Genomic DNA, 15,750 nt, shown 5'->3' with positions numbered 1-15,750 from the left:
GAAATTAACATGAGACTAGAGATTGAAGGATGATTTAATGGGTCTAACAACTGATAAACTATACAAGTTTAATTTTTATGTCTCCCAATGCTACCGAACAACAGGGTAGAAATTCGTCATCATCAATGTAGGCTAAAGGATCTGTCGTGTAGTCAATGTCACCATCTATTAGTTTACTTCTGCAAGCACCGCAAAATCCCTCTCGACAATGATAGTGAACTTCGATATTGCGCTTTTCCAAGCTTTCTAAAATAGTGTCTGATTGGTCTGTGAGGATAGGGGGGTGATCACCGTCAATGGTGATCACGTATTGTTTCTTCTCGGACATTAAAGATCGAAGTCGTCAAAGTCACTGGCATTTACTTCAGCGTCAATTTGACCGACCAAGTAAGAGCTTATTTCTGATTCTTGTGGGGCAACTTGTACGTTGTCAGAGTTGAGATAATTATTCATCCAAGGTAACGGATTGCTGGTGATATCAAAAGGTTGACCCATGCCAATAGCCGACATGCGATGATTGGCAATATATTCAACATATTGACACAATATTTCTTCATTCAAGCCAATCATTGAGCCTTGTGCAAATAAATATCCAGCCCATTGTTTTTCTTGTTCAACAGCTTGCATAAATATTTCTTTAGCTTGGTCTTTTAACTCTTCCGCTATTTCTGCCATTTCAGGATCATCTTTGCCTTTTTGCCAAAGATTAAGAATATGCTGTGTCGAGGTTAAGTGTAGATTTTCATCTCGTGCAATAAGACGAATAATTTTCGAATTACCTTCCATTAACTCGCGCTCGGCAAATGCAAATGTACAAGCAAAGGAAACATAGAAACGTATTGCTTCTAAAGCATTGACAGAGTTCATACACAAATACAGTTTTTTCTTTAATTCACGCATAGTGATGGTGTAAGCAACTCCATCAACTGTGTGTACACCTTCACCCTGGGTTTGCCAAAGTTGAGTATAGAAAATCAAGTCATCATAGTATTTTGATATATCACCTGCTCTTTGCTTGATTTGCTCATTGACAACAATATCATCAAAGATAGCGCTAGGATCGGTAAACAGGTTACGCAAAATGTGTGTGTAAGAACGTGAATGTATGGTTTCGAAAAATGACCATGTTTCTGTCCACGTTTCTAATTCAGGTAACGAAATAATCGGAAGAAATGCAATATTTGGGCTTCTTCCTTGAACCGAATCTAACAATGTTTGATATTTTAAATTGGAAATAAAGATATGTTTTTCAGAGTCACTTAAAGACTGGAAATCAACCCGGTCTTTACTGACGTCAACTTCTTCTGGACGCCAGAAAAAACTAATTTGTTTTTCAATTAATTTTTCAAAAATACTGTGTTTTTGCTGGTCGTATCGAGCAACATTCACTGGATTGCCGAAAAACATAGGTTCCAATAAAGGATTCGTTGGTTTTTGATTAAAAGTGGTGTATTTCATTTACCGTCAGTACTCTGTGAGGTTTAACACTGGGTGGCGCGCAATACGCCACCAAACTTGGTTTTTGGTTTAGATCTTACATGCACCACCGGCACAATCATCATCTTCTTCCAAGACAACTTCTTGAGCCAAAGGTGTAGCGACTTCTTTTTTCAATTCAAGTTGTGAAGTGTCAGAAGCGCCATCTCGTGTATTGTGGTAATACAAGGTTTTAATACCCAATTTATAAGTGGTTAATAAGTCTTTTAACAACAATTTCATAGGTACTTTTCCACCTTCGTATTTACCAGGATCGTAACTCGTATTGGCAGAAATCGTTTGATCGATAAATTTTTGCATGATGGCGCATAATTGCAGGTAACCATCGTTGGAATTGATATCCCAAAGCAATTCGTATTGCTCCTTCAATCTATCGTATTCAGGTACCACTTGTTTGAGTACGCCATCTTTTGAGGATTTAATACTAATATGCCCACGAGGTGGCTCTATACCATTTGTCGCATTGGATATCTGTGAAGACGTTTCTGACGGCATTAATGCTGATAACGTACTGTTTCGCAGCCCGTGTTCAACAATTTCTTTACGCAAGGATTCCCAGTCGTAATGAAGTGGCTCGTCACATACCTTATCTAAATCTTTTTTGTAGGTATCAATGGGCAATATACCTTGTGAATAGGTGGTTTCATTGAACTTAGGACAAGCACCTTTTTCTTTAGCTAGGTTATTTGAAGCTTTAAGAAGATAATACTGCATGGCTTCAAAGGTTCTGTGTATTAGCGCATTACCACTTCCATCTGAGTATTTTTTGCCATTTTTAGCCAAGTAGTAAGCAAAGTTAATGACACCTATACCCAAGGTTCTTCTATCAATTGACGCACGGTATGCAGCAGGGACTGGGTAATCTTGATAGTCTAACAAGCTATCCAGTGCGCGTACCGCTAAGTCAGCCATTTCTTCGAATTCGTCAAGGCTTTCAATTGCGCCGAGATTAAATGCAGATAAGGTACAAAGTGCGATTTCGCCATTTTCGTCGTTAATGTGCTGCAAAGGTTTGGTTGGAAGGGCAATCTCCAAACACAAGTTGCTTTGTCTAACCGGTGCAAGTTTCGGATTAAATGGACTGTGAGTATTACAGTGATCAACATTTTGCAGATAAATACGCCCTGTACTTGCACGCTCTTGCATAAATAAACTAAATAACTCTACTGCTCTGATTTTCTTTTTACGAATAGAATCATCTTGTTCGTACTTAACATATAAAGCTTCGAACTCATCTTGATCCGCAAAGAAGGCATCATAAAGCCCTGGTACATCGGAGGGGCTGAACAGCGTGATATGTTGATCCTTGATCATGCGTGTGTACATAAGTTTATTAAACTGAACACCGTAATCGAGATGTCTAACTCGATTTTCTTCAACACCACGGTTATTTTTAAGTACCAATAAAGATTCTACTTCTAAGTGCCATACCGGATAAAATAAGGTTGCTGCGCCGCCTCGAACACCACCTTGAGAGCAACTTTTCACCGCGGTTTGGAAGTATTTATAAAATGGGATACAACCGGTGTGGTAAGCCTCACCACCGCGAATTTCACTGCCTAGAGCACGAATACGCCCAGCATTTACGCCGATACCAGCTCGTTGACTAACGTATTTTACGATCGCGCTGGCAGTCGCGTTGATCGAATCTAGGCTGTCGCCAGCTTCTATCAATACACAAGAACTAAATTGACGGGTAGGGGTTCTAACGCCCGACATAATTGGCGTAGGCAAAGAAATTTTAAATAATGATGTGGCATCATAGAAACGTTTTACATAATCTAAACGTGTGTCTTTTGGATAGTTAGCGAACAAACACGCTGCCACTAAAATATACAAAAATTGGGCACTTTCGTAGATTTCACCGGTCACGCGATTCTGAACTAAATATTTGCCTTCCAGTTGTTTAACTGCTGCATAACTGAAGTTCATGTCGCGCCAATGATCCATATATTGATTTAGTTCATTCAGCTCTTGCTCTGAGTAGTCTTCTAAAATGTGTTGGTCATATTTTCCCTTAGCAACCATCTCTTTTACGTGAGTAAGCAAAGTAGGTGGTTCAAACTGACCATAGGCTTTTTTACGCAGATGGAAAACGGCTAAACGAGCTGCAAGATATTGATAATCAGGTGTATCAGTAGAAATTAAGTCTGCTGCTGATTTGATCAAGGTCTCATGAATGTCTTCGGTTTTGATACCATCATAAAATTGAATGTGAGCTTTGATTTCAACTTGAGAAACTGAAACATTTTTTAGGCCTTTGGCCGCCCAAGTTATGACTTTGTGAATTTTGTCCAAATTTAAGACTTCACGTTCACCATCGCGTTTCGTGACATTTAGAGAGTTATTCATGTATTTGATAGCCGTATAAGATAATTAGCGCCCCATGCTCTGAAAAATAAAATTTAACGAACACATTGTTTTTGTATATTAACGTTTTAAATTCTAGCCACACTTCATGGAGTAAATTGATCGCATTGAAAAGCGTTTACTTCCGGTTATTTTTTAGAATAGTTAGAAAAAATGTGACGAGCACAAGATAGAGGTGTTTACCTCTATTTGCAACCCAATATGTGGTGGTTTTATCGCCAAAAAAACTCAACCAATTGATATGTTAGTATTGACTAACTTAGAAGCTGCATTAGCGAATGAGTTAAGCCGAATGCAAGCAAATTTTAGATTAAATTAAAAAGTTAAATTATTTTTGAAGGACAAAATCTATTTTTAGAATATCACGATATATAGTGTTTAAAATCTCAACTGTCACTATATCTGGTATTCTTTATGCTTCCCCCTGTTCATTTATGAAATGTGAGAGTGACATAAATTTGATGAATTTTGTGCCTAGGTTAGATCGTGTAACTGACTGAACTGACTTATCTCAAAGTCTGCTTTCCAATTAACCACTTCTTGTTGATCTTTAATGTAACCATAGAGCGCCGCGACACTAACCATATTTGCGTTACGGGCGGCTTCAATATCTCTAAGCGCGTCACCAACATATAAGGTATTTTGTGGATTCACTTCAAGCACTCTGGCGGCTTCTAAAAGCGGCAGAGGATGAGGTTTACGTTTAATATAAGTGTCGCCACTGATGATAATCCCGCAACTTTGCATAATTGGGAAGTGGGTCAGTAATTGCGTGGTTAAAAATCCAGGCTTGTTAGTGACAATCCCCCAAGGAATAGCATTTTGATTCAGAAACTCTAAGCTATCCTCAACCCCTTCAAAGCAGGTTGTATCAACACAAACATTCTGTTCGTAATGGTCAAGAAGCATTTGTCTGCATTTCTGCAACGCTTGCTTTGACAGGGCTTCAAAATCCTCTGCAAACCCCAATTTTAACAAACCAAGGGCACCGTCTGATGCAACACAGCGGTATTCCTGAGGCTGGCAGGCTGGGCGATCATAATGGGCAAGCACATGATTAAGGGCATTACCCAAATCAGCCGCGGTGTCTAACAAGGTGCCATCCAAATCAAATAAAATGCCAGCGTACTTGTCATTAAATAAATTGTTTTTCGAGACCATCTTTACACTTCACTTTTCTGGCAATGCACAATGTAATTTACATCAACGTTTTGTTCAGAAAGGTAATACTGTTTGGAAAAGGGGTTCATATGCAAACCTGTCATGTGTTTAGTGATTAAATCTGTGCTATCGACCCAACTTAATAATTCAGAGGGTTGGATAAACTTCTCATACTCATGGGTGCCCTTAGGAACCAGGTTCAACACTTTTTCTGCGCCGACAATAGCCATCAAATAGGATTTCAGGTTTCGATTCAATGTGGAGAAAAACACATCACCGCCAGGCTTAACTAACGTAGCGCAAGCTCGTACAATTGAGGCCGGATCTGGCACATGCTCTAACATCTCAAGGCAAGTCACGATGTCAAATTGATTGGCATGCTGCTCAGCCATTTGTTCTGCAGTGATTTGTTGGTAGCTTACTTTTACACCGGATTCTAAACCGTGAAGTCGCGCTACTTCTAAGGATTCAGAAGCCATATCAATACCGGTAACTTGTGCTCCTTGCTTAGCTAAATACTCTGATAAAATACCGCCGCCGCATCCAACATCAATAATGCTTTTGTCAAACACCCCGTTAGTCCGTTGCTGAATGTAATCTGCTCTAAGCGGATTAATTTCATGCAAAGGCTTAAATTCACCTTCTAAATCCCACCACCTAGACGCTAAAGCCGAAAACTTATCTATTTCTGCAGCGTCTACGTTTTGATTGGTCATTGTTCACTCCTTTTTCATCTGTTTGCTATTATAAGCTGTCATTAATTTAGATAACCAGACCTTTATACCCGAAGATATGCTAAATAATTGTTTGATTGCACACTATATAAGCTAATCACGGCTATTTATTTTGTTTTCTCGGTGGTAGAATCTACAGTCGATTTAGAACCCACTATAACTATAAGTGAAGTCGAACTTTTCAAACTGACTTGACCAGTTTCATCAGTAGATTCAGATAATAATTTAGGGACAAGGCTGTATATGACAGACAATGCCAACGAAATTCTCCCCATTAATATAGAGGAAGAACTTAAAAATTCTTACCTCGACTATGCAATGAGTGTCATTGTTGGACGTGCACTACCGGATGTGCGTGATGGGTTAAAACCTGTTCACCGCCGCGTATTGTTCGCCATGAATGAGTTGAAAAACGATTATAATAAACCGTACAAAAAATCCGCTCGTGTAGTAGGTGACGTGATTGGTAAATATCACCCTCACGGTGATACTGCTGTTTACGACACCATTGTTCGTATGGCGCAGCCATTTTCCTTGCGATATATGCTAGTTGACGGCCAAGGTAACTTTGGTTCTGTTGACGGTGACTCCGCAGCTGCGATGCGTTATACCGAAGTGAGAATGGCTAAAATAGCCCATGAACTTCTCGCCGATTTAGAAAAAGAAACCGTTGATTTTGTACCTAACTATGACGGTACAGAACATATTCCAGACGTACTACCCACCCGCGTACCTAACTTATTAGTTAACGGTTCTTCAGGTATTGCGGTAGGTATGGCGACTAATATTCCACCGCATAACTTAACTGAAGTTGTGAATGGCTGTATCGCACTTATCGATAATCCCGATATGACCATCGAAGAAATCATGACGCACATTCCAGGTCCTGATTTCCCAACTGCAGCATTAATCAGTGGTCGTAAAGGCATTGATGATGCGTATCGCACAGGTCGCGGTAAAATCTACATGCGCGCACGCGCTGAGATTGAAACTGAAGATAGCGGTAAAGAAACCATTATCGTGCACGAAATTCCTTACCAAGTTAACAAAGCAAGGTTAATTGAAAAAATTGCTGAACTGGTAAAAGAAAAGAAAATAGAAGGTATATCTGCTTTACGTGACGAGTCTGATAAAGACGGTATGCGTATTGTTGTTGAAGTGAAACGCAATGAATCAGCAGAAGTACTGTTAAACCATTTATATGCTCAAACACAGTTACAAACTGTATTTGGTATTAATATGGTAGCCTTGGATAACAACCAGCCTCGCGTATTTAATCTAAAAGACATTTTAGAAGCCTTTGTTCTGCATCGCAGAGAAGTGGTTACCCGTCGTACGGTTTATGAGTTGAAAAAAGCCCGTGACCGTGCCCATATCCTTGAAGGTTTAGCGATTGCCCTGGTTAATATCGATGAAATCATCGAGTTAATTAAAGCCTCGCAAAGTCCAAGTGACGCTAAAGCATCTTTGGTCGCTCGTGGATGGGCGTTAGGTGATGTGGCTGAAATGCTAGCTCGCGCTGGTGATGATGCGGCTCGTCCTGATTGGCTTGAACCTCAATTCGGTATTTCCGAAGGCGAATATTTCTTAACTGAGCAGCAAGCTCAGGCAATTTTGGACTTACGTCTACATAAACTAACAGGTTTAGAACACGACAAAATCTTAGCTGAATATAAAGATCTATTAGACGTTATCGCTGAACTATTACGCATTTTGTCTAGTTCAGAACGTTTGATGGAAGTGATCAGAGAAGAGCTTGAGTTAATTCGTGACGAATATGGTGATGAAAGACGCACTGAAATTACCGCCGCTACACACGACATCGACATGGAAGATCTTATCGAACGTGAAGATGTAGTAGTGACACTTTCTCGTGAAGGTTACGTGAAGTATCAGAAACTTTCTGATTACGAAGCGCAGCGACGTGGTGGTAAAGGTAAATCTGCGACTAAAATGAAGAACGAAGACTTCATTGAAAAGTTATTGGTTGCTAATACCCACGACCATATTTTGTGCTTCTCAACCCGTGGCCGCTTATATTGGTTGAAAGTATATCAATTACCATTCGCTAGTCGTAACGCTCGTGGACGTCCAATCGTTAATATTCTTCCACTAGAAGAAGGTGAACGTATTACTGCTATTTTACCAATTCAAGAATTTGAAGAAGGTAAATATGTATTGATGGCTACGGCAAACGGTACAGTTAAAAAGACCGCACTTTCTCAATATTCACGTCCTCGTTCAAACGGTATCATTGCGGTCAACTTAAACGAAGGTGATGAATTAATTGGCGTTGATATTACAGACGGTGAAAGCGACATTATGTTGTTCTCAGATGCAGGTAAAGTAGTTCGTTTTAACGAAAAACAACGTGATTCTGAAACCGGTGAAGTAAAACGTGACCCTGAAACAGGTGAAGAGTTGTTAGCGCTGCGTCCAATGGGCAGAACGGCCACAGGTGTTCGCGGTATCCGATTGCAAGAAGGCCAAAAAGTGGTTTCACTGATTGTACCTAAAGGTGACGGCGCGATTTTAACCGCAACTGAGAATGGTTTCGGGAAACGTACTCCTATTGCTGACTACCCAGCTAAGAGCCGTGCAACACAAGGTGTTGTATCTATCAAGGTTTCTGAGCGTAATGGTGCAGTAGTTGGTGCAGTGCAAGTGTTCGAAGGTCAAGAAATTATGTTGATCAGTGACCAAGGTACTTTGGTTAGAACACGTGTTGATGAAGTCTCTACCGTGGGCAGAAATACTCAAGGTGTCAGACTAATCCGTACTGGCAAAGACGAACATGTAGTGGGCTTACAGAAGATAGAAGAGATTGAAGCAGAAGATTTAGAGCTATTAGAAGGCGAAGATGCAGATGCAGTAGAAGCTGAACAAGCTGAAGTTGCAGACGATGACGCTGGACAACCAGACTCTGACGCTACTGAGTAGAATCTTAAACGCTAGTTTTTAATCATACTTAAAACGAGTGGCTTATTCCGCTCGTTTTTTTTCGGGAGAAAATCAAATTATGGCAGTTACTTATAATTTCAGTGCAGGTCCTGCGATGTTACCTACTGATGTTATGTTGCGAGCACAACAAGAGTTTATCAATTGGCAAGATCAAGGGTGCTCGGTGATGGAAATGAGCCATCGCAGCAAAGCTTATATAGAGGTTGCTGAGCGTGCCACTCATAATTTGCGCAAGCTACTGGCAGTTCCTGATGATTATCAAATACTATTTACCCATGGCGGCGGAAGAGGGCAGTTTTCAGCTGTACCCTTGAATCTATCTGCAGTGGGTGACCATGCTGATCATTTGGTCACCGGCTCTTGGTCTAAAGGTGCGGTTAATGAAGCGCAAAACTATTTAACTGCTGATGTCGTGGGTGGCGTAGAAGTGGTAGACGGCATAACGCAAGTGCAATCCCAAAGTAATTGGCAGTTAAACGATAAAGCGGCGTACTTTCATTACTGTCCTAATGAAACAGTCGAAGGTATTGAAATAAACGAAGTGCCTGATACTCAAGGGGTACCTATTGTCGCTGATATGTCGTCGAATATTCTGTCCAAACAAATTGACGTCAATAACTATGCAGTTATATACGGTGGAGCGCAAAAGAACATTGGTCCTTCGGGATTGTCTGTGGTCATTGTGCATAACAGCATGTTAGACAAAGCTCGTGTGGAAACCCCTTCCATTCTTAATTACGGTTTGATCGCAAAACACGACTCTATGTACAACACGCCGCCAACATTTGCTTGGTATTTGGCTGGGTTAGTATTTGAGTGGTTGCTTGATATGGGCGGTGTTGCTGAGATTGAAAAGCGTAATAAACAAAAGTCTGATCTGTTGTATAGCGCGATAGATAGCAACGATTTTTATTCAAACAGCGTGGCTGTACAAAATCGTTCGCGCATGAATGTGCCGTTTCATTTAGCCAATACAAAATTAGATGCTTTATTCTTAGAAGAGTCCGAAGCTGCTGGTTTGAAAGCATTAAAAGGTCACCGAATTGTTGGTGGGATGCGTGCCAGTATATACAACGCGATGCCAATCGAAGGGGTAAAAGCGTTGATAGACTTTATGAATGATTTTGCTAAAAGGAACGGATAAAACATGCAACAACTAAGACTTGAGCCTATTTCCAAAGTACAAGGTACGGTGAATGTTCCAGGCTCAAAGAGTTTATCTAATCGCGCTCTTTTATTGGCAGCTTTAGCAAAAGGTGAAACCACGCTAACTAATTTACTCGATAGCGATGATATCCGGCATATGCTGGATGCATTGAGCCTGTTGGGAGTTGCTTATCAACTTAGTGACGATAAAACTCAGTGTATTGTCCAAGGTAATAATGGTGTCTTCAATACCGATAGTAAGATAGAAATGTTTTTAGGTAATGCAGGCACAGCTATGCGTCCGTTGTGCGCAGCACTAGCTGCCTCAAATGGCGAATACGTTCTTACCGGTGAACCTCGTATGGAGGAGCGTCCAATTGGTGCATTGGTTGATGCGCTATCTCAGGCTGGCGCTGAAATAAGCTACCTAAAAAGTGATGGATATCCACCGTTACATATTAAAGGGAAAGCTCTTTCAGGTGGCAAAATCCAAGTCGATGGCAGTGTGTCTAGTCAGTTTTTAACCGCAGTACTTATGGCTGCACCGTTATTTTCTGATGACAGTCAAATTGATATTATTGGCGAATTGGTCTCTAAACCTTATATTGATATTACCCTAGATACCATGGCCAAGTTTGGGGTTACCGTTGAAAATGACAACTATCAGAGTTTTAAAATAACAGGTAATCAAACTTATCAATCGCCAGGCACATTTTTGGTGGAAGGTGATGCTTCATCAGCGTCTTACTTTTTAGCCGCCGGTGCTATCAAGGGCGGCACGGTAAAAGTGACAGGTGTGGGCGCTAAAAGTATTCAAGGTGATATTAAATTTGCGGATGTGCTTTCCGCTATGGGCGCAAAAGTGACTTGGGGTGATGACTTTATCGAAGTTACAGGAGCACCATTAACTGCCATTGATATGGACATGAATCATATTCCCGATGCCGCTATGACAATCGCGACTACAGCATTGTTTGCCACTGGCACCACCAAAATGACGAATATTTATAATTGGCGGGTTAAAGAGACTGACCGTTTAGCAGCAATGGCTACTGAACTGCGCAAATTAGGTGCAGAAGTAAAAGAAGGTCATGACTTTATTGAGGTTACTGCTCCGGCAAAACTACAAGAAGCGGAAATTGATACTTACAATGACCATCGTGTGGCTATGTGCTTTTCACTCGTTGCTTTAAGCGATACTGCTGTGGTGATAAATGATCCAAGTTGTACGGCTAAAACGTTCCCAGACTACTTTGAACGATTTGCCAGCATTAGTGACTAATATTTTCTAGTTGCCAGAATCAGAGATGGCTAGTGTCATCTCTTGGTTATCTTTATTATTAAACGAAATGTTAAAATTATGTTTAAAATCAATGTGTTAATTGCTAATTAGATAGCTTGCATTGCTTATGTTTCGTTAACGAGTATAATTCCGCCCGATTTTTAACTCAGCTCAGGAGAGCACATGCAAGTATCACCAGTCATCACTATCGATGGTCCTAGCGGTGCAGGAAAGGGAACAGTGAGCGCGTTATTGGCCAAAACACTAGGCTGGAACTTCCTTGATAGTGGCGCGATATATCGTGTTTTAGCGATTGCCGCAATCCATCATCAAATTGAACCTGACGATGAAGATGCTCTGCTTCCTCTAGCCAGTAGTCTAGATGTTAACTTCAATACCACTAACAAAGACAGTAAAGTCATCCTTGAAGGCGAAGATGTAACCCATGAAATTCGCACTGAAGAGGTAGGCAGTATTGCTTCTAAAGTAGCTTCTTTACCGCGTATTCGCGAAGCATTATTAAGACGTCAACGTGCTTTTCGAGAAGAGCCAGGTTTAGTTGCCGATGGTCGTGATATGGGAACCGTAGTATTTCCTAACGCAGAAGCCAAAATATTCCTAACGGCTAGCGCAGATGAAAGGGCCCAGAGACGATACAATCAGTTGAAAGATAAGGGGCATGATGTTAATATTGCGCGCCTTTTAACCGATATCAAAGCAAGAGACGAGCGAGATGCTAACCGAAGTGTTGCTCCGTTGGTACCTGCTGATGACGCATTAGTGCTTGATTCTACACACTTAAATGTAGAGCAAGTTCTTGAAAAGGTTAAAGAATTTGTTGGTTCAAAACTTAGTGTCCAATGCGCTCTTTAATTGCTCTACCCGCCAGATAACGGATTAATCTGGTTATGAACAACAACCCCACGTTAATCGGATTTTTCGTGGATACACTTAAAAGTAACTATTAAAGTAATCTATGACTGAAAATTTTGCTGATTTATTTGAAGAAAGTTTAAAAGAACTTGAAACACGTCCTGGTGCCATCGTTAAAGGTACTATCGTATCAATTGATAAAGACATTGTTCTTGTTGATGCAGGTCTTAAATCTGAAAGCGCAATTCCCGTAGAGCAATTCAAAAACGCTGAAGGCGTCCTTGAAGTAGCTATTGGCGACACAGTAGATGTTGCTTTAGACGCGGTTGAAGACGGTTTTGGTGAGACTATTCTATCCAGAGAAAAAGCTAAGCGTCATGAAGCTTGGGTAGAACTTGAAAAAGCTTACGAAGAAAAAGAAACCATCATTGGTGTTATCAATGGCAAAGTCAAAGGTGGCTTTACTGTTGAAGTGAATACAGTGCGCGCATTCTTGCCTGGTTCATTGGTTGATGTTCGCCCAGTTCGCGACACAACTCACCTTGAAGGTAAAGAATTAGAATTTAAAGTTATCAAGTTAGATGCTAAACGTAACAACGTTGTAGTTTCTCGTCGTGCTGTTATCGAAGCTGAAAGCAGTGCAGAACGTGATCAAATACTTGCTAACCTTGAAGAAGGCCATGAAGTTAAAGGTATCGTTAAGAACCTTACTGACTACGGTGCATTCGTTGACCTAGGCGGTGTAGACGGTCTACTTCACATTACTGATATGGCTTGGAAACGCGTTAAGCACCCAAGTGAAATCGTTAACGTTGGTGACGAAATTAACGTTAAAGTATTGAAGTTCGACAAAGAGAAGTCTCGTGTTTCTCTTGGTATGAAACAAATGGGCAGCGATCCTTGGCAAGAAATTGCTAACCGTTACCCTGAAGGTTCTAAATTATCAGGTGCGGTTACTAACCTTACTGACTACGGTTGTTTTGTTGAAATCGAAGACGGTGTTGAAGGTTTGGTTCACGTTTCTGAAATGGATTGGACTAACAAAAACATCCACCCATCTAAGGTTGTTAACCTAGGTGATGTTGTTGAAGTTATGGTTCTTGAAATTGACGAAGAACGTCGTCGTATTTCTCTAGGTCTTAAGCAATGTAAAGCTAACCCTTGGGAAGAATTTGCTAAGTCTCACGAGAAGAACGATAAAGTTAGCGGTAAGATCAAATCTATCACTGACTTCGGTATCTTCATCGGTCTTGACGGCGGCATCGACGGACTAGTTCACTTGTCTGACATTTCTTGGAATAAGACTGGCGAAGACGCTGTTCGTGAATACAAGAAAGGTGATGAAATCTCAGCTGTGGTATTGCAAGTCGACCCAGAGCGCGAGCGTATTTCACTAGGTGTTAAACAGATTGAAGAAGATCCGTTCAATAAGTATCTGACAGATAACAAGAAAGGTGCTATCGTTACTGGTAAGGTTACCGCTGTAGACGCTAAAGGTGTTACGGTTAACTTGGCAGAAGAAGTAGATGGTTACGTTCGTGTTGGTGATTTGACAGTTGAACGTTTAGAAGATGCTTCTGAAGTTGTTAATGTAGGTGATGATCTTGAAGCCAAATTTATGGGCGTAGATCGTAAGAACCGTATCGTTAACTTGTCGGTTAAAGCGAAAGACCAAGCAGACGAGAAAGAAGCTATCGAAAAAGTAAATCAACAGCCAGATGATGCTGGATTTGCTAACGCGATGGCCGAAGCATTCAAAGCTGCTAAAGGCGAAGAATAAAACTTATGCTCAGGCACTTGAACCAAAGTGCCTGATTGTCAGTCTCATCGGTAAAGTATTTTTGATTAACGGAGATTTCTAATGACTAAATCAGAACTTATTGAAAGGCTCGCCGATAAAGCTCGTCACGTTCCTGCTAAGGATGTTGAGTCTGCAATTAAAGAAATGCTAGAGCAAATGGCGCAAACCCTTCAAAAGGGTGATCGCATAGAGATACGTGGCTTTGGTAGTTTTTCGTTGCATTTTCGTGCTCCTCGCGTTGGCCGTAACCCTAAAACAGGTGAAACGGTTAAACTGGAAGGTAAATACGTTCCTCACTTTAAACCTGGTAAGGAATTGCGTGAACGTGTTAACGAAGGTCTGGCACATTAAGATTATTTTATATTAAAAAAACGGCACTCTTTTTAGAGTGCCGTTTTTGTTTGGGTGACAACTAGGTACATAGTTTTGTACTATAAGCTTTGATACCGCTTAATAAGCGTTTTTCCTTAACAATTTGAGGTTTAAGATTGAAAATATTCCTGATCGTTATCATTTTCATTATTATCATGCTGGTAGCATCACTTTTAGGTGCAAAAAATGATCAAGCCGTGATGTTTGATTATTTAATGGGTTCCATGGAAATGCGCCTCTCAATTTTATTAATGTCTTTTTTTGCTGCCGGCGTAATATTTAGCTCGTTAGTTTTCACACTTGTTTGGCTTAAATTAAAATGGCGCATCAATCGGTTACAGAAACGTAATCGCACAACTGACATTGCAAGTAGTTAATCTGGATGCTTGAATTACTTTTTTTATTACTTCCTGTTGCTGCTGGTTATGGTTATGTCATGGGACGCAATAGCGTCCGTCAAGCACAGCGCAAACAATCCAGTATTCTCTCTCGACATTACTTTAAAGGTTTAAACTTTTTATTGTCTGATCAACCAGATAAAGCGGTTGATACATTAATGAAAATGATGAGCTTAGACAGTGATACCGTTGAAACTCATATAGCTATGGGAAATTTCTTCAGACATCGTGGTGAGTTAGATCGTGCTATTCGTGTGCACCAGAATTTGGTTAGTAAACAAGAATTGTCCGAATCACAAAATAGACAAGCGCTACGAGAACTTGGTAAAGATTATATGATGGCGGGCTTTTTAGAGCGCGCCGAAAATGCCTTTTTAGAATTATTGGACAGTGATAAACATTTCCTAGACGCCCAACAGCATCTATTTAGCATCTATCAAACTACAAAAGAGTGGGATAGAGCGATAGAGCTTGGTGAGCGTATGATGGATTGTCACGGTGATAGCGATGAATTGTGTATACGTATTTCTCATTTTTATTGTGAACAAGCATTAAAAATGATCAAACAAGAGAAATATGAAACAGCTGAAAAATCGCTACAAAAAGCAATTGCGGCTTATGAACACGGGGTAAGGCCTTGGTTGATTTTAGGCGATCTATCCATTCAACAGGGTGATTATCAAAAAGCCTTCGATTATTTAAAAGAAGTGCCGGTTCGCGACATCAGTTGGTTTAGCGAAGCAGTACCTAAACTAGAACAATGTGCTGAGAAGCTCAATAATGATGCTCAATTAGAAGCGGTTTTAGATTTATATTGGCAGCAATGTGCGACTTCGTATTTAGCAAAAGTGAAATTGTTAGCTAAAAAAGAGAATACTGAGACTGCGGAAACGGTATTGTTCGACCAATTAAAAAAAACGCCAACTATGAAAGGCTTCAAAACCCTGATGGGATTTTTTATTGAAGACGAAGTCGACGATAAAACCCGTGAGAGTCTGACAATGGTTAAAGGATTGGTAGAAGAACAAATTAAAATGCGGCCAAAGTATCGTTGTTTGAGTTGCGGTTTTTCCGGACGTCAAATACATTGGTTGTGTCCATCATGTAAGAAATGGGGTGTGGTAAAACCAATTAAAGGGTTAGACGGAGAATAGT

At 40.5% G+C, this 15,750-nt stretch carries 13 protein-coding genes; 8 read left to right on the top strand and 5 right to left on the bottom strand.

Annotated elements, in window-relative coordinates; all coding sequences use genetic code 11:
• Nucleotides 1-58 precede the first annotated feature (58 nt).
• The 5 genes from yfaE to ubiG all read right to left on the bottom strand — a co-directional run bounded on the left by yfaE (nt 59) and on the right by ubiG (nt 5,744).
• Nucleotides 59-328, bottom strand: a complete 270-nt coding sequence (gene yfaE / locus ABWV72_RS16315) for a class I ribonucleotide reductase maintenance protein YfaE (RefSeq protein ID WP_216046701.1) — start codon at nt 326-328, stop codon at nt 59-61.
• The gene (gene nrdB / locus ABWV72_RS16310) at nt 328-1,458 is read right to left on the bottom strand and encodes a class Ia ribonucleoside-diphosphate reductase subunit beta (protein ID WP_303501533.1); all 1,131 of its coding nucleotides are present in this window, start codon (nt 1,456-1,458) and stop codon (nt 328-330) included. The genes yfaE and nrdB overlap by 1 nt, the downstream gene beginning before the upstream one ends.
• A gap of 69 nt (nt 1,459-1,527) precedes the next feature.
• Nucleotides 1,528-3,849, bottom strand: coding sequence for a class 1a ribonucleoside-diphosphate reductase subunit alpha (nrdA, locus tag ABWV72_RS16305; protein WP_353371751.1), 2,322 nt, complete (start codon nt 3,847-3,849; stop codon nt 1,528-1,530).
• A gap of 492 nt (nt 3,850-4,341) precedes the next feature.
• Nucleotides 4,342-5,028 carry an HAD family hydrolase gene (locus tag ABWV72_RS16300; RefSeq protein WP_353371749.1) on the bottom strand — a complete coding sequence of 229 codons (687 nt, stop codon included), beginning with the start codon at nt 5,026-5,028 and terminating at the stop codon, nt 4,342-4,344.
• Nucleotides 5,029-5,030: 2 nt separating this feature from the next.
• Nucleotides 5,031-5,744 carry a bifunctional 2-polyprenyl-6-hydroxyphenol methylase/3-demethylubiquinol 3-O-methyltransferase UbiG gene (gene ubiG, locus ABWV72_RS16295; protein ID WP_353371747.1) on the bottom strand — a complete coding sequence of 238 codons (714 nt, stop codon included), beginning with the start codon at nt 5,742-5,744 and terminating at the stop codon, nt 5,031-5,033.
• Nucleotides 5,745-6,005: 261 nt separating this feature from the next.
• On the opposite strand from ubiG, the gene gyrA reads away from it, so the two are divergent.
• From gyrA to lapB, 8 genes are all read left to right on the top strand, one after another.
• Nucleotides 6,006-8,702 carry a DNA topoisomerase (ATP-hydrolyzing) subunit A gene (gene gyrA / locus ABWV72_RS16290; protein WP_353371745.1) on the top strand — a complete coding sequence of 899 codons (2,697 nt, stop codon included), beginning with the start codon at nt 6,006-6,008 and terminating at the stop codon, nt 8,700-8,702.
• Between the two features lie 79 nt (nt 8,703-8,781).
• Entirely contained in the window at nt 8,782-9,867 is a 1,086-nt protein-coding gene (gene serC / locus ABWV72_RS16285; protein ID WP_353371743.1) for a 3-phosphoserine/phosphohydroxythreonine transaminase, read from the top strand.
• Nucleotides 9,868-9,870: 3 nt separating this feature from the next.
• Nucleotides 9,871-11,151: a 3-phosphoshikimate 1-carboxyvinyltransferase gene (gene aroA / locus ABWV72_RS16280; RefSeq protein WP_353371741.1), complete on the top strand. Its 1,281-nt coding sequence runs from the start codon at nt 9,871-9,873 to the stop codon at nt 11,149-11,151.
• Nucleotides 11,152-11,334: 183 nt separating this feature from the next.
• Nucleotides 11,335-12,024, top strand: coding sequence for a (d)CMP kinase (gene cmk, locus ABWV72_RS16275; RefSeq protein ID WP_216046693.1), 690 nt, complete (start codon nt 11,335-11,337; stop codon nt 12,022-12,024).
• Nucleotides 12,025-12,127: 103 nt separating this feature from the next.
• A complete protein-coding gene (rpsA, locus tag ABWV72_RS16270; RefSeq protein WP_216046692.1) occupies nt 12,128-13,804 on the top strand; it encodes a 30S ribosomal protein S1 in 1,677 nt (558 codons plus the stop codon).
• A gap of 81 nt (nt 13,805-13,885) precedes the next feature.
• Nucleotides 13,886-14,176 (top strand): integration host factor subunit beta, encoded by a 291-nt coding sequence (gene ihfB / locus ABWV72_RS16265; RefSeq protein ID WP_216046691.1) that lies wholly within the window; start codon nt 13,886-13,888, stop codon nt 14,174-14,176.
• A 137-nt stretch (nt 14,177-14,313) separates the two neighbouring features.
• Nucleotides 14,314-14,574 (top strand): lipopolysaccharide assembly protein LapA domain-containing protein, encoded by a 261-nt coding sequence (locus ABWV72_RS16260; protein WP_353371738.1) that lies wholly within the window; start codon nt 14,314-14,316, stop codon nt 14,572-14,574.
• A 5-nt stretch (nt 14,575-14,579) separates the two neighbouring features.
• Nucleotides 14,580-15,749: a lipopolysaccharide assembly protein LapB gene (lapB, locus tag ABWV72_RS16255; RefSeq protein ID WP_303501519.1), complete on the top strand. Its 1,170-nt coding sequence runs from the start codon at nt 14,580-14,582 to the stop codon at nt 15,747-15,749.
• The last annotated feature ends 1 nt before the right edge of the window (nt 15,750 follow it).

This window comes from Aliiglaciecola sp. NS0011-25, assembly GCF_040370605.1.
In the GTDB taxonomy this organism is placed as follows: domain Bacteria; phylum Pseudomonadota; class Gammaproteobacteria; order Enterobacterales; family Alteromonadaceae; genus Aliiglaciecola; species Aliiglaciecola lipolytica_A.
This window is presented reverse-complemented; position numbering and strand designations above follow the sequence as displayed.